The following is a 20547-nucleotide window of genomic DNA, read 5'->3' on the forward strand; positions in this document are numbered from 1 at the left end:
ATGAGATAGTTCGGATGATTAGCTTCAGGCTTAAATCACGCCCAGTCTAGCAACTTACCCGATAACTCCTTCCCTGATATATCCACAGTATTTGTGTTACAAACTATTCGATCTATGATGCTTAAGAAAAATTAAAGCTCCGTGGCACTAAAAAGTGGTCAGTCAACCTATGGGGCAATATGAAAATTAATAGTACCTTATCGGCCACTGCCATCATTGTTGCAGTTGTGTCGTTTGGCTTTCTGGTGTTTGATTTGTTGACTAGGTAGCTAACGACTAGCCTGTAGATAGGCAAGGAAGATAGATGAAAGAGTATGTAGTTCCTGGAATCTTAGTCTTGGCTACTGTTATAGCTATTTTCGCAGTAGTAGCTATCACCATAGCCTTACTGGGCAATGGGATAAAAATTGGTGATATGACTTACTACCTCAGCTAGCCCATAGAGGGGTGGGTAAACAAATACAGCGAATCTGGCAAAGACCGGAGCGCGTTCTATTTTAGGGAATTTAATGGCTTATTTGATAAGCCGATGGGGATTCGCAATGAGGATACTTGGAGTTAGAGCAGCACCAAAAGTTGCTTCTTTCGTTGTTTATTGCAGCGAAGATGGAACATTAAAATGCGTGGATGTAATAAAAATCCCACTAACGCTATCTACACCTGAAAAATTAAAGTATGTAAGAAATAATATTTTGGATATATTGAGAGAATATAATGTTTCCATTGCATGCATAAGAGTTAGTGAATCAAACTCCAAAAATCTAAACATTGAGAGACTTTATATTGAAGGCGTAATCCAAGAGGCATTTTCAAGTAGCAGCGTTAAGTCTTATTATACTCTAAGAAAACAAGGAATTTACAGCAGGATAGGGATAAATGCCTCAGAGTTTGAAGATGCAATAAAAGGAAAACTTAAAGTAAAAGGTATTGATACAAGTTTATACGACACTTCAACTAACGAAGCCATATTGGCCGCTTTAGCTGTAGGAGATGCTTAATATGATAGCTCCAATGAAAAAAGCTGACGTTAACTTTACATATATACGAGATATCGGACAGGCAGGGCAAAATTCAGAAGTCTATTTAGCCAAAGACGAGCACCTAGATGCTGAAGTTGCAATAAAAGAAGTTTCTAAGGCTAAAATTAACGCTACAGACTACTTTAGTGAAGCAAGATTGCTATATGCAAGTAGGCACCCCAATATTGCTCAAGTAAACTATGCGTGCCAAGACCAAGATAATATATACGTTTGCATGCCATTTTACCCTAATGGGACAATAAGCGACAGAATTAAAAAAAGCAATCTTTCACCTCGAGAAATAATACGGTACTCAATTAATTTCTTAAGTGGACTACACCACATACATTCAAAATCTCTAATGCATTTTGATATAAAACCAAATAATATAATGCTATCGGAGCGTGATGAAGCCATGCTGGCTGATTTCGGATTGGCGAAGACATTAGATAAAACAGGATTTGCCGCACCAGACCAAATTTATACTACACACTACCCCCCTGAAGCTTTCACTTTAAAAGTTTATAACTTGACATATGACATATATCAAGCAGGAATGACTATATATAGAATGGCTGTAGGATATAATAAGTTCAACGATGAAACACAGAAATTGCTATCTAACCCCCATGATTTTATTATAAGTCAAATAAGCTCGGGTGCGTTCCCCGAAAAAACATACGACCATCACATTCCCAAGCCCTTAAGAACCATTATAAATAAATGCCTCTCAGTAGATCCAAATGATAGATATCAATCTGCGCTTGAAGTGTTGAATGCGCTATCATCAATAGATGATGTCTGTTTAGATTGGAGAATGGTCGATGATATAACGCATTTAATCTGGATTAAGCCATTAGATCAAGCTAAGATGGTATTCAAGGTTGATAAAGCAACTACTAAAAGTGATTTTTATAAAGAAAATCATGATGGAACTAAAAGAAGAGAAAAACAAAATTGTAAGGCAACCCTATCAAATAATGATATCTACAAGATATTAAAGGGTAATTAAATTATGAAAAAGGTTTCGACCTCAAAAGCTCCTAGCCGAGATTCATTAACCAAGGCAATCCCTTACGGGAATGAGCAGTATTTTGATGAACAATCGAAGCAGCAGGCGGCGAATGACTTTGCTCGGCGGGTCGTCGGAACATCAAGTGGCGTCTATTTAACCCGAAAATAGCTCCTAACCCGGCCCCGCAGCCGGGTTTTATTACTTCCTAGCCAGCGCTTCCACCACAGCCCTCATCGCCTCTTCTGTAGTCTCTGAACGCTTTATCTTTTTATTAGCTAATGATGTCCTCAACACTCCCGCAATGACCACATGCTTTGGCTCTTGTCCAAGATCACGCATCTCAAGCACCACCTTCCCCACTACTCTGCACATTTCGTTATATAGCGCGTCTGAATCTTTTGTGCTCATAGCCACTCCCATCTCAATTCCACCAAATTTAGCACAACTATCATCGTTTTCACTCAATAGCGGAAAAGAATAGACCGGGCCATTAAGCCCGGTTTTGTATTTATGCTTCAGTTGAAACGGCACCAGGTGCAACTGGCCACTCGATGTTTGGCGCTTTTGTGTCAATACGACTCAGCAAGACGCGGTAAGTTTTCCATGCAATGAGCTGTCCTTTCTCTTCATCCGTTGCCATGCCCGTATCGACCGCATCTTGTAGCGGGGCGATTTTCACTGTTGCGTCGTTCAATAATTGAGATTTTGTTTCTTCTGCTGTCTGCACTGCTGCGGCTTGCTGTAACCCCTTATCCGTCACCCACTTGCTGCCGCTCCATTTGTCGTAAATAGTGAGTGGTGCTAGTAAAGTGAGTGTATCTGGCAATTCACCAATTGTTGTTACTTCCTCCGGCTGACCAGTTTCAGTGCTATATGCCACTTTGCCACGCAAATCATCAACAATTTCCCATGCAGTTCCAGTAGCATTTCGGCGCACTGCTTTATCATCCCTCGCGGGCAGGGTTGGCGCGTCAGCATATCCGCAAGCTGGCAAGCCTACACCGACAGGGAGATACTCATTACTTGCGCCGGTATATTCGCGTGAGTCAGGGCTTGCGCTATAAACTGCTATCCAGCCCTCAGTGATAGATAAACCATCTTGTCCCAACTGCGCTGCGGTGATTTCTAGTGAATATTTTGTCATTATATAGCTCTCACAATGTAGTTAAATGCAATGTTCCGTGGGCGAGTTTCATCACCACCGGAATTACTTGTTGAAAGGCCGTTCACGCTTGTAAACCAACCTGATGTGGGGCCGCCTGTTATTCCGCGAATCTCAAAATTCGAGAGGCCGTGGTTATGGCTTTGTATCCCGCCACCCTGCCATTCCAATAAGTGTTGGTCTGCCCTAACACCACGCCCATCATCAAAGCCACGAATAAACTCGCCGCGCAAATCCGGCAATACACCAGACGGATACGCCAGGGCTAATTTTGGATATGTTGCTGTGCTAAACGATGAACCGTTTACTTTCAGAAACCCCGCAGGAGGGGTCGCGAGCGGGTAAGGAAGAGGTACACCGATGGGCACCAAACTTCCATCGCCTAAACCGAGGTTTGCAATAGCGCCTGCAACTGTATTCGCACCTGTTCCGCCATCTTCAATTGCAATGGGTATTGCCGAGTTCTGTATCTTGCGATAAGTAAATGTTCGAGAGCCTTTGTCACCTATGATGAGTACTTTATAAATCACGTAATTGGCATTCAGCGACGTATCCGGGGTTAGAGTCAGACCAATACGCTTGCTCGCATTTCCTGATATATAATCCACGGCAATGCTGACGCCGGTACCTGTATTGTAAACGATGCCTGCTGGCGTATTAGACCACGTATTAAAATTGGAAAAATAATTAGAGCCGGTAAGGAAATCCTGTTGCTGCCAATCGAGAGCCGTTAATCCTGTTAACGTCGTCAAGCCAATACCCATACCTGCGAATCCAAGGTTTGACCGTGCGCCATCAGGGGTGAGTGCACCCGTACCGCCACAAGAAATTGATACTGGATTTGCTGATGTTTGGATTTCTCTTGCTGTAAATGTCCGAGAGCCAGGGTAACCGCCAAGCCGAAGATACCAAGCCCTAAAGTTTGAACTTGATACCGTGCTGGGCTTTATCTCAAGCCCAATCTGGGTGCCGGTGACGTAATCAACTTTTATGCTAATAGCTAATCCCGCAGGGTAACTAATTTCACTTGGAACATTTATCCAATTTGTAGAGGATGCGATGTAATTCGCACCGGATGTAAATACAAATGTTTGAAAATCAAAGTTATCTATCCCGGTCATGCTTGACAAGCCAATGCCATTTGTTGAAAGGTCATTGACCACTTTCGTAACTGCATCATTCGCTGCTTTAACAGCCTTAGGTGTCGCAGCTAATGCCTCGCTGGTGCTGGTTATAGAACTGCTAAGCTGAACAATTCCTTTTTGGGTTAATGAGGCGTCTTTAATATCAGGAATTCCCTCGCCAATCAGCTTCTGTATAGATAAAAGAACTTGATTAAACTGAGTGCTGTCGGCATCAATCTCTGCAGCAGAAAGAACACTCATCAATTCACGCTGAATGGTATTAAACCACTTAGCCGGTAATATCGTAGGCGGAACACCACTAGCAACATTGCCGTCTGTAAATTCGCCGTTACTGTCCGCGCGCGTATTCGGTATATCTCCAATTTTTTGCATAGATAATCCTCGCCAGGTAAGGCGCTTTAAATGAATAGATATTGATTAGTTAGCTAACGTAGCCAAATTTAAGAATGGTGTGAGAAGGGTTTAATACGGTTAATCGGCATTCAAGCTGTTTGTTTCCCCACGACCGCAGAGGATCACTGCAATAAGTTAAACCGCATTGGGCATAATTAATCGTGGTTTCTGGCGCAGCGATCAGCCAGGTGAAAGGCCATTCGTCACCGTTTAAAGCATCCCCACAAACGGACATCCCCGCACATGCCTGCCTATATTGGGTTATTGAGATGGTGTAACCTAGCGCCTCAGCAACCCGAATAAAATAAGCCATTGACTGGCCGCCAATGCCGAACAGCTTAGATATCACGGCCCGCTGGCGCTGAATCATGCTGTCAATCTCACCTATCGCGCATAAATCAGGTAATCCGAGCGTCGCTTCCCATTCAGGAAGCATTGCAGTGGCTGTGGATGGAAAAGCCGCATCAAGCAGATCGCGGGCATCTTCATCACTGCGCTGATAGGATCTTGCCAGTGCCCGCAAGGTACTGGTTTGAACCCCATTAAGTTGTCGGGGCCAAACTAGACCGCCCGGCATCAGCGCTTGAAGAGCTGCGGTATATTCATTCGCAGAATAACGACTCATAAGTAGGTCACCGTGCCCCGGACAGGTAATTTGCCGGTTTCAAGCTGAATATTTGTCGTTGGAGAATCAAGAATAAAACCACTGGTTCCATCAATATCACCGATGGCAAGCAGCAGTGACGACAGAAGAATTTCCCCACCTGGCTGACCCTCAGTAAAAAACACCTCATCAATAGCCGTATTTATTGCTACGGTAGTTTCACTGGATGCCGTAGGAATGCCACTGATAACAAAATTCACGGGCGAGGCTACTGGCGCGCAGACATAAATGATGGCGATAATAGGCTGTAAGGGATAGATATGATCTGCAACCCGCCCCTGATCGCCGGTCGCTTTTACCGCACCCCATTCCTCAAGCTGAGACACGCCGTCAGTCCCGATCGGAAAACCACCTGAATCATTGCCATCACACATGATATAAATGCCGACCGTGCCTACCCCCTGTAAGCGACGCTTCACCCAACAACGTGTCACACCAGGCACGGCCAACGCCCAATTTCGATAATCGGTATCGTTGCCACCTTGAGGTGTATTTTGATAGGCCAGCAACATACGAGAACGAAAAGCATCTTCTGATTCAATATCAGCGCCGCCAGATATCTTAACTGTTGCGGTGGCCACTGACAGGACACCATCAATTGCGACGTCGAGTGTAAGAGACGTTCCGGCATCCGCATTCCCCGCGATACCGCCACCCGTAGTGTCATCCAATACACTGGGGAGTACAGCAGTAATTGAACCGGTGGCAGTACCACCAGCCCCCAGACTTAACTCATGGTCGAGACTGTATTGATAACCATCGGCCCTGTTTAAAAGGCTACCGGCGGGAATGACACGGCCTACGGTCCCACTAAACTCGACTGCAGGAGAAGTTGCAGGGTTGGCGGGTTTGCGGAAAATATCTTTCAACGCGGCCCACGCGGCAAGATATTCGTCAGTGGCATTATAAGGCGTGGATTGCAGCGCGATATAATCCAGATAACCATAATGTAAATGCGCCATTCCGGCATCAGCATCACTGATCACACCGACATTGGAGAAGCGCAATAAATTACCGCCCGTCTTGAGTTCTGATTGAATATAAGACAGGTTGCGCTGGCGCAGTTCGCTTAATGTGGGGCGATTAAATGGCATGTATTAGGTCTCCCATACCCATGAGAATTTAACTGAAGCCTGTGCTTTAGCCGGTTGTTGATAGCTGATAATGAGATTGATTCGGTTGGGAAACACTATCTGAGCATTGGTACTGATTGCGGTCACCACACCATCATCAACCAGCCAGACCAAAGCTTCATTGGCGTAGTCCTCAGCCTTTAACGCGACTTTAGTCGTGAGTTTTTCGCGGCGAAGCAACCACAAACGGGAGCCTATCGGATATTCTGATCCGGTATCACCCCACCACCCTCGGCGATCATCGCCATCGATAGCATCATCACTACGGGCCAACCGATCCGTGAACAGGCTAATTAAAATAGCGGTTTCTAAATCATCACCATCCAGCAACCCACCGCCGCCGGTTTGCCAATCGCCCAGTAGCGTGTCCGGCTCCCAGACTGTTTTAATATCTGTTGTCATTCAACCACCTTGCCCGTCACTTCACTGGTTAATGTCGAACTACCACCCTGAACATTTTTAAGTTGGTGGTTGTGGGTGTTATAGGCTTCGCGCAGGTTTTTTAGTGTGGTGCTATTGCTGTCCGCGTTATCGACAATATCGCCGCTAACTTCTAACAGCGGCGTATTTAGCCGTACTTTTTCCGAGGCATTAATCGTCACCTCAGTCGCATTATTAACCGTGACCGGCTGGCTATTGGCTTCAATAATAATCCCTGTTTCAGTTAACTTGACGTATTGCCCCCATTGCGAATAAATCACCGTTTCACCCGTATTGAGTCCGGTGTGGCGAAAAGACTGATGATTTGAGCCAATAATGACTGCGCTTGATCTGTCTCCACCTAAAAACCCAATAACCACATCAGTATTGGCGGGAAGTCCTGATGAAAAACCGAATTCAGCCAGTCTTGGGGTATCATCACGCACTTCAAGCGGTGTTTGATATTGAACGGTTTGAACGGTGCCGCCATCATTACTGCCCGTCACCCGCCCCACCCCAATCATCATTTTTATTTGCCGGTATAATTTGGATAACTGCCCTGATTCACTCATCGTTGGTTTGTCTCCATAATATTTGAATAAAACTGATAAGGTTGGACAGTAAAGGCTTCAGGGGGCATCAGGACCATTTGCGCGGCGGTACCGTGGTCGTCTTTGAGGTAAGTCACCTCAGATAACAACCAAAGTTCATCCTTTAGACCAAAAATAGGTAAATCAATGGGGATCAGCGTGTTAGGTTCCCACAGTTTTCCGTCTTTATCCCGCCAGCTATCGACCGTCACCAGCAGCTCTTTAGAGCGTCCATAACGGCGGTTCATTTCCCAATCAATACATTGCTGAGCCAGTTTTAGGGCTTTCATGGTACTTTCAACAATGATAATGCGGTTTCTATAGCGCATTTGGGCCGCTTCGGGATCGCGACTGCGAGCTAACGTAACTGAACCGTATCCCGCATCCTGAACCTGCTCTTGAAGTTGGCTAACAGACATCGAAACGCCGATATAGTCAGAAAATCGTTGATCCATTCCTGAGTTATACGCAGCGTCTTCGATATTGATACCCTGCGCTACCCCACTGGCTGCTTTTCGCGTACCCACCCGAGTTAGATATAAACTGCCATCGGGTAGATCGTAATACAGCAATGCCGCCCAGCGAGTGATGCGGTCAATAATTTCCTGAGAGGATTCCCCCCAGTTCAATGTAAATTGGGGAACAATGTCGAGGTCAGTAACATCACTGGACACCGTAATTCCGTAGGGCATCGCTAACCGTTGGGCTATCTGTAGCGCTGTCGATTGGCTGATCACATTGTTTGGCCACTCTGCGGAGCAATCAACCAAGTCCTGACACTTACTCCGTCCCGTCGCCCTCACTTCGCGGCGATTACGACTGATCATCGGTGCCCAACGGTCTATGTAGCCTGTCAGAACAACATCATCACCCAAATTAACGACACAAGCGTCTCCAGGGTTAACCCACTGTTGATTGTTACTCCCCGGATAAAGGTCCATCAATGATAGGCTGAAGTCACTGGGTAACCGCTCTATGCTGCGCGTGACCCGGATATTATCCCAACCGGTAATCAGCTTATTACCAATGCGTAGCGTCAGATCATCACTCATGAGTTTAACGCCTTGAATCTAACTGGCATAAATGCCGGGTGAACGGGGTTAGCCATTTTCACTAACGCGTCACCCCGTCGTGCATCCTGATATAGCCGATTGGCAAGATTAAGCGCGGGTAATGATCGGTTAAAATTGACGGTCTCAACGCGAGACAGATTCGCGCCGGTCTGCTGCAACAGTGTGACAATAGAGCCGCGCAAGTCGTTTAATGCCTGGTATACCTCGTCATTACCCCTGTCAGCCGCAGAAAGCGCCGCACTGTCTACAACATCACAGACTCGCGTCAATATATCGACCGCATCGTCATAGCTTTCAGGTTGATATTGCGAAGCAGCAAACACCATCGCACCGGCACACAACACAATAATGAGTTGGTAGCTGGCGGATGCGGTATTGCTGTCACTGGGGTTGGGTCGAAAAGTGTTGTCATCAACTTCCATTAATTCTTGCATCATGCGGATTAAATCAAGGGTGCTGGCTCCGCTGGCCAAGATGGCATTCACGACAGCAAGAACAGCGTTGGCATGTTCCTCTACCGTCGCAGCCCCTGACAATGTATCAGTAGCAGCAACAAGTGAGGCCCGCCCCTCGACTGAAACAGCCATTCGTTGAGCCACCAGCGCGGACAGGTTCGTCGTGTCACTCTGCGTGCTTACGGATGCCGTGGCCCCTGATACGCTGCCGCCTACGGTACCGTGGTTGTAACGGCCATAACGATCACGCCCAAGGGTTGAACGGAGGACATTGCCGAGATTTGTCGCCTCACTGGTGGTTGAATTCACCATGTTTACCCAGAATGCTGCGGTACTTTTTAGTGTTCTGATGGTTTGAGTGACGGAACGGATCTCACCTTTTACTGTGGCGATAAATGTCGCAACAGATTTGGAGGCCAGCCCAAACCATGACGACTGAATCGACGAAACGGCATCTGCTGAACTGGTAACAGAAAATACCCGCAATCCTGATTCAATGATGGTCAGCGTAAATTCAAAAACACGCCCTGACTCAGCCCCTTCATTCAGACGAAGACCACTTTCAGGAATACTGACCGTCATTTCACCCAGCGTTGGGTGTACTAATGTTCCCGCATCCGGCATTTCACAGGCAGCAATCAGTGAATCACGCTGGGTCATGACGTCAGGCGCGTTATAAAGGCCACTACTCTGAATAAGAAAACCACGGATAGTCAGGCGGCGAGTTGCTCGTCCCAAGTCTTCAATCCATGCAGTATCTCGATAAGGATATTCATGAATGGCCTGGCGCCGGCCAAAAACACCCTCAGCAGTTAATACAGCAAAAGGAACACCACGGAAAGAGGCGGGATGCAGGTGTTCAGACCATTGCCAACTATCACCACCAGTACCTAATAAATCAGAAAGTGCATTGCTGATCAGTGACATTTACGCCCCCTGAAAATAAAAAACCCCGCCAGAAGCGAGGTTGATGGTTGTACTTTATTACGCCGGGTAACTCATTGATGTTGATATTTTTGCCCCCTTTGGCGCAGTTATTTTCTGACGCTCCCCTGTTTTATCAGTGATCAGCGTAATTTCAATTTCTGACTTATCTCCACCAATACCTTGGGTGATATCATTATTGTCTCTCCCACTTTGCTGGGATGCATTTATGGATGTTGGCGGTAGCGCGTTGATATCAGAGGTGCCGGTATTTAACTCGCCTGGCTGGGGATGAATAGCGGGTAACCCCGGCATAATCTTCTGGAGATAGTTACGCGTTTCAGCAGGGGCCTTTCCCAACCCATGCTTTTTGACATTCCCCTGCCCCCAGTTATAGGACGCAACGGCTTGATTCACATTACCATCAAAATCTTTGAGTAGGTCGGCCAAATACTTAGCCGCAGCCTCACTGGACTTATTAAAGTCCATGCGGTCTTCCCGCGTATTTAATCCGTAGTCTCTGCCTGTCGCTGGCATAAATTGGAATGGCCCCTCAGCACCTTTGGGTGATAGTAGATTTTTACCTCGGTTAGATTCATTCAGGTAGACCCGATCAAGCAAGGTTGAAGGGAGGTTATACTGTGACTCTAACTGTTTTAGTCTCACTTGCTGCTGATCTTCGCCGGGGAGTAGGTAGGGTGATTTAACGGGAGCAACGTTTTTTTGCTTTTCTATCTCAAGCCGTTTCTTTTCCTGCGCTTCCCAATCCGCACCGTACTGATCATTTAATTTTTGGGTAAAATCCTTATCTGGATATCCAAACGTTAAATAGGCTTTCTCTTTAAACGATAATGTTTCTTTGAATTTATCGTCTACTCGCGCCCGATGAAGAATGTCTTTCTGTTTATCACCATGTGCAAACGAGTTTTCATCATCGTTCTCGCGCATCTTCATATCATGAAGCTGAGTTGCAGCACTTCCCTTGACCATATTTTCATCAGGTAAAAGTTTTTGGGCTGCCCATATTTTTCCTTTGGTCATCAACCCATCAAGCGCGGCGCTGGCCTCCTTTAACTGAGCATTCAATTCAACCAGTTGCGCATTAATCTTGGGGTCAACCGTTAAGCCAAAACTATCCGATTTAGCCAGCAACTCTTTGTACCTGGCACCCTCTCGCATCAATGCTAAAAGGGGGGCATCAAATCCTAAAGCATCAGCCAAAGTCTTTTGAGTTTGTGGGGAAAGTTTAGGGAATATCTTGGCAACATTGTCCAGCGTCTTGTAGACATCTGCCGTGCCATCTTTGAGGCGCTCGATGACAATCCCATTTTGAGCAAGCAACGCTTGTGTCGTGTCATTGCGTGCCCATAAAGGGTCATTAAACGTCTTGTACAGACCCTCAACAGATTGACGGGCGGAGTCGCTATCTACCCCTAATATCTGCATAGCACCGCTAACACGGCTAAAATTATCAACTGACATACCGGCATTTTTAGCCGCCACATCAAGCGAATAGGCTGAATCAGCAGCCGCACTTAACCCCTGAGCGGCTTTGACGCCAATATAACCAACAGCGCCAAGCGCACCAAACCTGAGTACCTTGCTGCCAATCTCACCAACCATTTTTAGCGGGGGCACCATATCACCGACAAACTGCACACCTTCACGCGCAAACTGCCCCATTCCCTTTAGACGAGCATTGAGGTCGTCAATACCTTCAACTGATCCCTGCCCCCCTAATTTAAGTCCATCACGGGTTTTATCCAGATCAGGAATGAGATTTTTAACGGCCTCTTCGATACGCTGAATGGAGGCCGACGCCTGATCTGTCGCGGTCAGTTCAAAATCAAATGCATTACCCATTTTTCCCCGCCTTCACCTTGTTAATTCTGACCGCCTGCTGATACCACCACTGTAATCGGCTATAGGTCAGGGACCAGGCATCTGCTGGTCCCCACCCATAGTAATAGGTCACATCTGCTAGTTCGTTACCCCATTCTCCACCTGGGGGGAGTAGGCTAAAAAACCCATCATGTAGACCTCACAGGCTTTATAGTCGGTAAAAGCCATCTTTTTGATGGCTTCACGCGGTACATTCGACACCAGCGAAATAAGCAGCCCCATCGCACTGAGTGCACCAGATTTAGCCTGTTCGTCATAAAACTGCTGAACCTGAATCAATATCGGCTCACTGAGTTCGATAGCCTCATAGGTGGTTTTAGTGGCTTCATGAGAAATAGGCTTAACGAGGGGGATTGTTTTAGTGCGTTCCAGTTCAGACATCTTAGTTCTCCGTCACCGATACAGAACCACCTTCCCAGCGAATATCAGCAGTCGCCTCGGTGCTATCTACTTCTTGGGTATTTACCGACCACATACCACTGCCGATAATCGTTTTGCCATTGGCCAATTCACAGACAATATTGACATTGGTCTGGTCGTTAAAATCGCTGATCGACGTGCTGCCACTGTCACGGATTTGGCAGGAAATAAACGGGGCGCTAAAGGTTTCTTTATAACCATGCACCCCATCCATTCCCGTCAGGGTTTCACGCTTGAATTTTGAGGGGCTGTATTTAAATTGCCCCGCAACCATGATGGTCAGGCCGTCAACGGTGACATAAGCTGTTCCCGCGAGGCGATTGGATGTATCACCCATGATAATGAATCCTTATGCTGATGCCTGGAGGCGGAATTGGTTGAGAACAGCGAAGATACGCAACTGATTGATCAGGACACCGGTCCACAGCACATCAACTCTATTCGGGTTACTGGCGCTTTTTTCGACCTTCAATCCCTTGGCAAACCCTTTGGCATCCTGCACATAGCCGTTAAATTCCAACGTCTGGTACTGGGCAATCAATTCAGCGCGGATCACGTTCGGGGTAATAATCGCCGAGCCGGGGGCAAAACGGGTGCCATCGGCCGCCAGCTTCATACGGGCGAATTTCGACGTTACCTGGGTACGCAGGAATCGAGTGACAAACATCAGCAGGAATAAAGTCTCAATCTGCAAATAGCTGTCATCTTCCGCGCCATATTTGTTCTTTTGGTAGGTGGTAATGATGTTTTCTACCTGTACCGTACCATCGTCGGTGGTAGTGACCGTGGATATCCCGCTGTGCAGCAGGTTATTACGCTCGGTCAGGGTAAAGCGGCTGGCCAGTGGGGGAGCCAGTACGCCACTGATTGCCAAGGTTTGTAACGGGCGTCCGGGGTCGTTACGCAGACTTTGCGCAATAGCGCCAACATAAGCCGCTGACCAGATATAGCTTGGTGTTGGCGAGCCATTTACCCCCAACAGAGAAGCATGCTGATCATTGCGTAATTCGCCTGCGGATGTCAGTTGTCCATAAGTCCCCGATTGAGCCGCAAAGCTATGGCCATAGAGCTGCTCGGCATAACTCCAGCGACCGGTACTGTCTGACAAGAAGTCTTTGATTTTATTCAGTGACGCAGTGTCAGTGTATGGATTGATAATGAAATCAAAGGTCCTATCCTGCAAATTAGCCAGCGCATCATCCAGTTCAGGCGCACCCGCACCGCCAGCCATTGGCGTAAATGTCAGTACCAGGCTATCTGGTGTTGTTTCGCCACCGGCGCTACCCAAATAGTTCAGCCGCAAATCAATCGTGTTACCGTGGGAACCTTTGTTTTTAGCGGTGAGCGTGATGACCGCCGCCACCGCAGCAGCAGTGACAGGCAAGGCGCTGGCGGCATTGATGGCGGAAGTTAATGCAGTGGCAATCTCTGCCACCTCATCAGTCGCCACCACCGCGACTTGCACCCGAATACCCGCGATATACAGAGAGATAACCCCAGTTGCTGATGCCTGCGTGGTCACGGTAATCTTACCCGTTGCCGCAACCATGGATTCCACATCGCTCAACGGTAAAATGTAGATCTCACCGGCGATGTCATTCGCTAAGTATGCAGCCATCTGACCATGCAACATTGAACCTGCACCAGCTTGCCCCGCCACGGTAGCCACTGAGGAAACCGGTACCGGAATATCCGCAGGTAACGAGCCTGAAGCCAACATCTGGCCGATGATTAAAGTTCGCTGCGTCGTTGTCGCCGTGTTCGCCTGTGAGTTATCAAATTCAGCGAAGAAAAGCGGTGTCCGAAGATTGCTCGGAATATTAGTAAAAGGAATAGTCATTATTTGGTTTTCTCCGCTTTGGTGGTTTCTGGCGCAGGTTTAGCCTCTTTAGGCTGTTCGCGCACCACATCACCGTCGTTTAAACGACGACGCCAAAATGAATTATCGGGAACCTCAGCGCCAGTTTCAGGCAAAAAGGTGCCCTTAACCGGGTCGCGTACAGTGCGACCGGCTACGGGTTTAACAATCATGGGTTTACTCCGGGAAGTTGATTGAAACTACGGGTTCGGTAGTGCCATCTGGCATGGCTATCGTGACATCCATACCGTCTAATCTGTCGGCATTAATGGGATAGAAGTCTTCCGGCCCTTGGTAATACTCGATATCCAGTTCCATCAATAATTGAGCCAGATGGCCTTCGCCCCCCGAGTCTAGATCAATGGTTGAACGCACTTTGGCAAATTGCTGTATCTGGCGAGTAAGGTCATAACTGTTTATCACCGCCCGCTCAATTTGTTCTCGCAACCGTTCGAGCGCCAGTTCTGCCTTATTCGCCCCATCATTCTCATTTTCGCCGTCAAGCTCCTGCAACCGGCCAGTGATACGCACGGTGGTAATAGTATTGAACTGCGGGGCGTTGCGGCCTAATGACTGCTTTTCCTCGATAAGGGTTTGCACCAAGATAACCGGATACATCTCCTCAGTAGTTGGCCAGTCGCGCGGGGAGTAGACGCGGTTTCCCGCGTCAGTATTTCCGATGATGGCATCAACAACCAATTTCCTGACTTGCGCTGTATTCATGGTTTCACCCGATTCAGAATGAGTTTGCTGCCGCCATGACTGTCTGGCTGAACATCTGCTACAGCAAACAAGGTATTGACCGGTTCATTAGCAACGATGCCAATAAATACCCGGTCACCCTGTTTAGGTGGCGAACGAAACTCACTGTCCCTAACCCCTAAAACGGGATTGGTGGTATTAATGGTGCTGCCATCATCCAGCGGGTCAATGGTGGTATAGGCCCGATCAAAGATGCCGCTGATGGTATAAGTTGGCTTACCACCAGCAGGCCGGTAATCAACCGGGTCACCAAATACCGCTTGTAGGGGTGCAAGAAGATGCTGATCCCAGTTGATACCCATCAGCTACCCCGATTTATCTTCACACCATCATCGACAGTGATTGAAGGGCCAATAGCGCTAGCCGCCTGCTGCCGTAACACTTTCACATCAGCAACCACGCCCAGGCTAATCAGTCGTTCAGCATCATCATGCGGCAGGAATAAACGGCTATTATCAGCATAAGTTTTCCCGCTATGGCGCAGAGTCTGGCCTTTTACGACAACAACCTCCAACTCGTCACTGTCGTCGGAAGGATCATCACTCTCCGTCTCGTTCTCTGTGGTACGTTCCTGAACATCAGATTCAGGCTGTGTTTCGTTATTATCCGTCACAACAGTCTGTTCCTGCGGGGTGTCAGCGTCGAACTCGGGCGGCAAGCCGCCCAGTTCGTTAATGCTGGCTTGCTGCTTGCTCGGTGTTTTTGCCATATCACACCACCGTCGCACAGAGTGAGGCGTTAACCCGGCTTGGGATCACCAATGGTGCAGATTGCATCATCAAATAACGCTGGGCGGGGTTAGGCATAACCCATGATTTAGGCGCAAACGCTAAAGGCCCATAATTAAACGCTGGGTCAAGAATGACACCAAAGGCGCGAGTACCCATTAGATCAGCACCTGACATCAACACGGCACCATCGGGGATCATCGGCTTTTCAATGCCATCAACGGGATCAACGAACCAGTCGTTATACAACCACAAATCAAAGTTGCCCCAGCGACCTTTATAGACTGCGCCTTTATTGATTCTCGGACCGGCATCGACCTGATTACCAAACGGACTCAATGCTGGGAATGTAATAGCATTGTCCTTAATGGTGGTATCGAGACGGAACGCTTTCCATGAAGAGGTCGTAAATACCAAGTCAGTGGCCACCGCCCCAGACTCTTTCAACATCAATGTTTGCCAGTCTTCAATATCATCGGATGGCTGGGTATTTGTCGTGCCTGCGGGAATAGATAAAGGCCATTTATCTGACCCACTCAGCGTAATCGTCAAAGAACTTGAGCGGCCAAAGTCAATCTCAGCTGTTTCAAACCCTTCACCCACGACCATGATTTTTGCTTTAGTCAGTGCACTGGCCGCCATCCATTCCAAACGACGGTTAATCATGTCAATTTGATCTTCCATTTCAAATTGAATATTGAGCATCTCACGTTCAGTCGCGGTGAACTCCCCCCCAATACGTTCGCCCATTTGACGTCGGATTGGTTTGCGCAGATCTGGAACCCGCACATCTTTAATGTAAGCAGGCTTAAAGGTATTGGTCTGATATTTTCGGCTTTCAACCAAATGACCGGCGACTAACGGCGATACAAAAGGTGCAAGGCGGCGCTTACCGATGTCCACATCAATTGAAACCTCTTCAGTCTCATAGGTAACGATGTTGGGAAAGAAGCGATCCAATAGCCAGTTTTGGCTAGTTTTTAGGTTAGGAACAACCTGAACCAACGCGTTGGTATCAAAAATATTCATGTAGTGTCTCTTTTGATTTTCTGGCAGCCAGAGCCGCCAGACAAAGATTGAGGACGAGTAAGCCCCTACCAGGTGAATGGCATTGGGTGCACAGTAAGGAATTTAGATTTTAGACTGGAGCCTGGATACTGTCTTCGAGGAAGATTGAGTAGGTCCGCAGATCGGTTTTTAATTCAGCCAGCGTCCATGAAACATCATGAATAATGCGGTTTTGATTGAATTGCCCCATCAAATAAATGCCTCCGCGCTGAGATGTTGTTGTTGTATCCACATCATCGACGAGGATGGCGACCGGTACTTCACTGCCATCGGTGGCAGTCTTAACAGACTTGACGTACTCACCTGATGCCGTAATTTTACCCAATACAGTGCCCCGCAAATGTATCGCAGCCGCCTGAGCAATAACGCCAGTATCAGTGACCAGTTGCAATGTCCCTGAGACTAACTGATCTGGCACAAACAACGATGAGCTCATGCCCGGTTGAAATGCATTTTGTCCGAAGTTATCCATTATTTTTTACCTTTTGCAGAGTCATAGAGGCTGGTCATCTTATTGACCAGTGACGCGCCTTTTGATGCGGCGGCGGTGTCTTGTCCAGGCTGTGCATTACCGTGGGCTTGCATCCGCTCATCCAAAGAACGTTTACGAGGGGATGATGCAGGTGAAGTAGCTGCGGTTGAGGCAAGAACACGGATCACAGCAGCAGAACTCATGCCGGAATTAAGCGCCAGAGAGACCGCTAAATCACCGCGCCCAGTAGCATGCTTACTGCCAAAGATACGAGCACAGCGCTGGCGCTCAGCACTGCGGCCTTTTTTGACGTTACGGTCTTCGGTATCATCATCGCCGTCATCGTCACTCCCTTCATCAGCGTCAGCATCATCGGGGTCGTCCTCAGCATCAGGGTCCTTATTATCCTGATCATCGGGATTATCGTTTGAGTCGTCATCGTTCTCTTCGGCTTCAGGGTCTTTTTCATCCTCTTCAGCCTGACGACCTTTGGCCTTTTTGACCTTGTCCTTATCGTCCTCTGTCTCTTCTGACGCCTTGGCCCCACGGCCAAACAGGTGTGAAAAACCTTTAATTTTCGCCATTACTTTTCTCCAACCAATGTTAATAAATCGCGGAATGCGACATCAGGCGGGGCGACTTGATCAGCCAGCCCCAACTGCACACCATCAGCGGCCAAGAAACATGCCGCCTCGGTGTCCCTGATAGTTCTTTCTGCTATCCCGCGATTGCGGGAAACGGTACTCACAAACAGGCGGCCCATCTCGTCAACATCAGATTGAATGGCCTTCTTTGCCTCTTCGCTTAATGCTTCATAGGGATTTGATTCGGCTTTTCTGCTGCCAAAAGTGATTATCGTAACCTGTACCCCATCGCTTTTTATGCGCTGCGACCAGTCAACATGCATCACGATGACGCCGATAGAACCAACCCCGCCGGTGCGAGGAACGATAATCCGATCCGCTGCACTGGCCAGCGCATAAGCAGCCGAATAAGCATTTTCGGACAGGATTGACCAAATGGGTTTAGCGCCTCGGGCGGCATAAATTTCATCGACCAAATCAAAACAACCGGCGACTTCACCGCCCGGTGAATCGATATCAAAACAAATGCCCTTCACCGCATCATCATTCATTGCTGTCAGAAAGCTGGCCCGAATACCGTCATAGCCTGTCATGCCGCTATAAGGTCGCAGGGTGCCTAACTTTTGCACCAACGTGCCCTGAATCGGAATGACCGCCACGCCCTCGATAACGTCATAGCCACAATCACGACCCTTGCGTGAAAAGAAATCATCCTCTTCGTCGGCCCAATCGGCATTAGACTGGATACGCGTCAGTCCGAACCGGTCAGTCAATGCCGCCATAACCACTTCAGCCTTGTGTGGGTGAAGTGCCAACGGGGTGTTAAATAGCCGCTGGGCTAAATGTGGAAGATTCACTGTGCCTCCGGTTTTTGTTGTTGATCGGGTGCAAAGGTGTCAGCTTGCAACCATGTAGGGATCGGCAGTCCGCGCTCAATGTAGGCCTCGCGTTCTCGCTGGCGCTGATCCAGTAGCTCTTCCCAGTCTTCGCCCACGTTCTCAGCCGCTTCCATTTCGAGAGTAGACAATCCAGCCTCCATCCCGAGAATGGCCCCTTTTTTCTCAGCCACCGGATCAACCCAACCACGACCGGGGCCCATCCACTGCGCACGGCAATATGCCGCTTTCGCTGTGAGAAAATCAGGTGCGCCATCAGGCAAGGGAACCTCACCTAAATCATGCAATTCTTCGATAAAACACGACAATATTGGCTGGGCGAAACCTGTAGCAAAATCATCGCGCCGGCGGGTCAGGGTTTTCCAAGCTTCCAGCATTGCTGAACGGGCTGAGCTGTAGTTAACATCCGACCAGTCTTGTGTCAGTTGCTGGGTAGAAATTCCCAATGATGCGGCTATGTTCCGTAACGCCGCGCTTTCAAAAGCAACAAAGTTACTGGTTGGTCGAACCGCGTTTAGGGTGGTCATTTCCTCACCGGGTGCCAGTATCGGAATACGTGCGCCACCCTGTAGTGACAGGCGTTTTTCGTCGTGATACTCGCGGCGCATGTCTTGATATCGGTTAACTTCCTCACCCGTATCAAGGGCGTCCGCTACCAAACTTGGGTCATAAGGTGATGTGATAAAGGCGGCAAAAATGGAGTTCAGGATTGACGACTGCAACTCAACCTCATCGTACTTAATCAGCATTTTAAGACGCTGAACGATGGGAGTGAAAATACTGATACCCCGATGCTGGGAGGCCCGGTCACTATCAAAATCATGGATGACGATTGGGCGACCCCAGTCAGTTTCACGCGGGATACGCTCCCAAGTCATGGTTTCTTTACCGCTCCACCAGTCGCCCATGTGAGCTTTTCGGATGTGATAAGCAATAGGTACCCCATCCTCATCAATCTCTACCCCACCGCGAATATTCGGCATGTCGAAATTTTGCTGAGGATTGCTTAATCTATCCGGGTCGATGATCTGCATGGTCGTGGCATACTGCGCGCGCCCATAGCCCAGACGGTCAGGTCGATATTGCATAACGCAGAGCGCATCACCGTCAGTTAGTTTGTGGCGAAAACCAAGCCGGAGCAGTTGAGCGACTGTTTTCTTCCTTTCCACATCACAATAACGGTTCGGATCATTCGCCCACGTTCGCCAGCCTGATTCAATGGCCCGTCCATATTCATCAGCCCATTTTGCGTCAAATTTAGGATTCCCGGTCATCAGTGCCAAAGTCCGGTAATCAACCTTGGCAAGCGGCCGGAAAGACGCCCCCACAGCATTATCCAAAATGCGGGTAACGCTGCCCGATGCCCAACCATCGTTACGTACCATGTCGCGAACGCGGGCAACAACCTGATCGCGGGAGGTATTGATTTCGTTATCCGGTGACCACAAGGACGGCTGCCAATTGGCCATAGAATCACTGAATGAATCAGCAGCGTCATACGGAACCCCTCGGGAACCACTCAACATTGATGCCCTTGATTTGGATGGCGGCAAGGGGCCACCGTCAGGACCTAAAATCCTTACTGGGTTTTTCATCAGTAACGAAACCTTATCGCCCTGCGTGGACGCTTAACGATGCCTAGCTGAGCCTGAAGAAGCTGAATTAACCCCATGAGTGTCCCAATATCTGTTTGCTGATAGGTAACCGATCGGGTGCCATCCCCTTGCGCATAGGAGAACGAAACGCCCTTCGCGCCGGACGATAATTCGATATAGGCTTGCTGCGCTCGGTTTAATGCCTCTTCTAATTGGGCGCGACTCATCGCACCGGCCAGTAGGCTAGTGTTTGCATTGAACATGGATAT

The 20547-nt window shown here is 48.2% G+C and carries 27 protein-coding genes; 4 read left to right on the forward strand and 23 right to left on the reverse strand.

The window, feature by feature from the left end; genetic code table 11:
- Positions 1–304 precede the first annotated feature (304 nt).
- From A6J67_RS23825 to A6J67_RS23555, 4 genes are all read left to right on the forward strand, one after another.
- Entirely contained in the window at positions 305–436 is a 132-nt protein-coding gene (locus A6J67_RS23825) for a hypothetical protein (protein ID WP_264291091.1), read from the forward strand.
- 73 nt (positions 437–509) lie between these two features.
- Positions 510–998: a hypothetical protein gene (locus A6J67_RS19705; protein WP_226967857.1), complete on the forward strand. Its 489-nt coding sequence runs from the start codon at positions 510–512 to the stop codon at positions 996–998.
- 1 nt (position 999) lies between these two features.
- Positions 1000–2031, forward strand: a complete 1032-nt coding sequence (locus A6J67_RS19710) for a serine/threonine-protein kinase (protein WP_080608331.1) — start codon at positions 1000–1002, stop codon at positions 2029–2031.
- Between the two features lie 3 nt (positions 2032–2034).
- A complete protein-coding gene (locus tag A6J67_RS23555) occupies positions 2035–2202 on the forward strand; it encodes a hypothetical protein (protein ID WP_192945339.1) in 168 nt (55 codons plus the stop codon).
- A 30-nt stretch (positions 2203–2232) separates the two neighbouring features.
- On the opposite strand, the gene fumD is transcribed toward A6J67_RS23555, so the two are convergent.
- The 23 genes from fumD to gpW form a co-directional block, all read right to left on the reverse strand.
- On the reverse strand, positions 2233–2442 hold the full coding sequence (gene fumD, locus A6J67_RS19715; protein WP_080608500.1) for a fumarate hydratase FumD: 210 nt from the start codon (positions 2440–2442) through the stop codon (positions 2233–2235).
- A gap of 100 nt (positions 2443–2542) precedes the next feature.
- Positions 2543–3178: a tail fiber assembly protein gene (locus tag A6J67_RS19720; RefSeq protein WP_080608332.1), complete on the reverse strand. Its 636-nt coding sequence runs from the start codon at positions 3176–3178 to the stop codon at positions 2543–2545.
- On the reverse strand, positions 3178–4713 hold the full coding sequence (locus A6J67_RS19725; RefSeq protein ID WP_226967858.1) for a phage tail protein: 1536 nt from the start codon (positions 4711–4713) through the stop codon (positions 3178–3180). The genes A6J67_RS19720 and A6J67_RS19725 overlap by 1 nt, the downstream gene beginning before the upstream one ends.
- 49 nt (positions 4714–4762) lie before the next feature.
- The gene (locus A6J67_RS19735; protein ID WP_080608333.1) at positions 4763–5359 is read right to left on the reverse strand and encodes a YmfQ family protein; all 597 of its coding nucleotides are present in this window, start codon (positions 5357–5359) and stop codon (positions 4763–4765) included.
- On the reverse strand, positions 5356–6492 hold the full coding sequence (locus A6J67_RS19740; protein ID WP_080608334.1) for a baseplate J/gp47 family protein: 1137 nt from the start codon (positions 6490–6492) through the stop codon (positions 5356–5358). The genes A6J67_RS19735 and A6J67_RS19740 overlap by 4 nt, the downstream gene beginning before the upstream one ends.
- Positions 6493–6495: 3 nt before the next feature.
- On the reverse strand, positions 6496–6933 hold the full coding sequence (locus A6J67_RS19745) for a phage GP46 family protein (RefSeq protein ID WP_080608335.1): 438 nt from the start codon (positions 6931–6933) through the stop codon (positions 6496–6498).
- Entirely contained in the window at positions 6930–7523 is a 594-nt protein-coding gene (locus A6J67_RS19750; protein WP_080608336.1) for a phage baseplate assembly protein, read from the reverse strand. The genes A6J67_RS19745 and A6J67_RS19750 overlap by 4 nt, the downstream gene beginning before the upstream one ends.
- Positions 7520–8593 (reverse strand): phage baseplate assembly protein, encoded by a 1074-nt coding sequence (locus tag A6J67_RS19755; RefSeq protein ID WP_080608337.1) that lies wholly within the window; start codon positions 8591–8593, stop codon positions 7520–7522. Before A6J67_RS19755 ends, A6J67_RS19750 begins: the two co-directional genes overlap by 4 nt.
- Entirely contained in the window at positions 8590–9996 is a 1407-nt protein-coding gene (locus tag A6J67_RS19760; protein ID WP_080608338.1) for a DNA circularization protein, read from the reverse strand. The genes A6J67_RS19755 and A6J67_RS19760 overlap by 4 nt, the downstream gene beginning before the upstream one ends.
- A 57-nt stretch (positions 9997–10053) precedes the next feature.
- Entirely contained in the window at positions 10054–11856 is a 1803-nt protein-coding gene (locus tag A6J67_RS19765) for a lytic transglycosylase domain-containing protein (protein WP_080608339.1), read from the reverse strand.
- Positions 11857–11973: 117 nt separating this feature from the next.
- Positions 11974–12276: a phage tail assembly protein gene (locus A6J67_RS19770; RefSeq protein WP_080608340.1), complete on the reverse strand. Its 303-nt coding sequence runs from the start codon at positions 12274–12276 to the stop codon at positions 11974–11976.
- A 1-nt stretch (position 12277) separates the two neighbouring features.
- Positions 12278–12652: a phage tail tube protein gene (locus tag A6J67_RS19775; RefSeq protein ID WP_080608341.1), complete on the reverse strand. Its 375-nt coding sequence runs from the start codon at positions 12650–12652 to the stop codon at positions 12278–12280.
- Between the two features lie 12 nt (positions 12653–12664).
- A complete protein-coding gene (locus tag A6J67_RS19780; RefSeq protein WP_080608342.1) occupies positions 12665–14155 on the reverse strand; it encodes a phage tail sheath subtilisin-like domain-containing protein in 1491 nt (496 codons plus the stop codon).
- Positions 14155–14346, reverse strand: a complete 192-nt coding sequence (locus A6J67_RS19785) for a DUF2635 domain-containing protein (protein ID WP_080608343.1) — start codon at positions 14344–14346, stop codon at positions 14155–14157. The genes A6J67_RS19780 and A6J67_RS19785 overlap by 1 nt, the downstream gene beginning before the upstream one ends.
- Positions 14347–14350: 4 nt before the next feature.
- Complete coding sequence (locus tag A6J67_RS19790; protein ID WP_080608344.1) at positions 14351–14896, reverse strand: ATP-binding protein; 546 nt, start codon at positions 14894–14896, stop codon at positions 14351–14353.
- Complete coding sequence (locus A6J67_RS19795) at positions 14893–15237, reverse strand: hypothetical protein (protein ID WP_050134623.1); 345 nt, start codon at positions 15235–15237, stop codon at positions 14893–14895. The genes A6J67_RS19790 and A6J67_RS19795 overlap by 4 nt, the downstream gene beginning before the upstream one ends.
- Positions 15237–15644, reverse strand: coding sequence for a hypothetical protein (locus tag A6J67_RS19800; protein WP_080608345.1), 408 nt, complete (start codon positions 15642–15644; stop codon positions 15237–15239). The genes A6J67_RS19795 and A6J67_RS19800 overlap by 1 nt, the downstream gene beginning before the upstream one ends.
- A 1-nt stretch (position 15645) precedes the next feature.
- The gene (locus tag A6J67_RS19805; RefSeq protein ID WP_080608346.1) at positions 15646–16692 is read right to left on the reverse strand and encodes a major capsid protein; all 1047 of its coding nucleotides are present in this window, start codon (positions 16690–16692) and stop codon (positions 15646–15648) included.
- A 109-nt stretch (positions 16693–16801) separates the two neighbouring features.
- Complete coding sequence (locus tag A6J67_RS19810; RefSeq protein WP_080608347.1) at positions 16802–17203, reverse strand: head decoration protein; 402 nt, start codon at positions 17201–17203, stop codon at positions 16802–16804.
- Entirely contained in the window at positions 17203–17787 is a 585-nt protein-coding gene (locus A6J67_RS19815) for a DNA primase (protein ID WP_080608348.1), read from the reverse strand. The genes A6J67_RS19810 and A6J67_RS19815 overlap by 1 nt, the downstream gene beginning before the upstream one ends.
- Entirely contained in the window at positions 17787–18644 is an 858-nt protein-coding gene (locus A6J67_RS19820) for a S49 family peptidase (protein WP_032898862.1), read from the reverse strand. The genes A6J67_RS19815 and A6J67_RS19820 overlap by 1 nt, the downstream gene beginning before the upstream one ends.
- Positions 18641–20278 carry a phage portal protein gene (locus A6J67_RS19825; protein ID WP_226967859.1) on the reverse strand — a complete coding sequence of 546 codons (1638 nt, stop codon included), beginning with the start codon at positions 20276–20278 and terminating at the stop codon, positions 18641–18643. The genes A6J67_RS19820 and A6J67_RS19825 overlap by 4 nt, the downstream gene beginning before the upstream one ends.
- Positions 20278–20541: a gpW family head-tail joining protein gene (gene gpW, locus A6J67_RS19830; RefSeq protein ID WP_005278866.1), complete on the reverse strand. Its 264-nt coding sequence runs from the start codon at positions 20539–20541 to the stop codon at positions 20278–20280. Before gpW ends, A6J67_RS19825 begins: the two co-directional genes overlap by 1 nt.
- Positions 20542–20547: the final 6 nt, after the last annotated feature.

Source organism: Yersinia sp. FDAARGOS_228 (assembly GCF_002073315.2).
In the GTDB taxonomy this organism is placed as follows: Bacteria; Pseudomonadota; Gammaproteobacteria; order Enterobacterales; family Enterobacteriaceae; genus Yersinia; species Yersinia intermedia.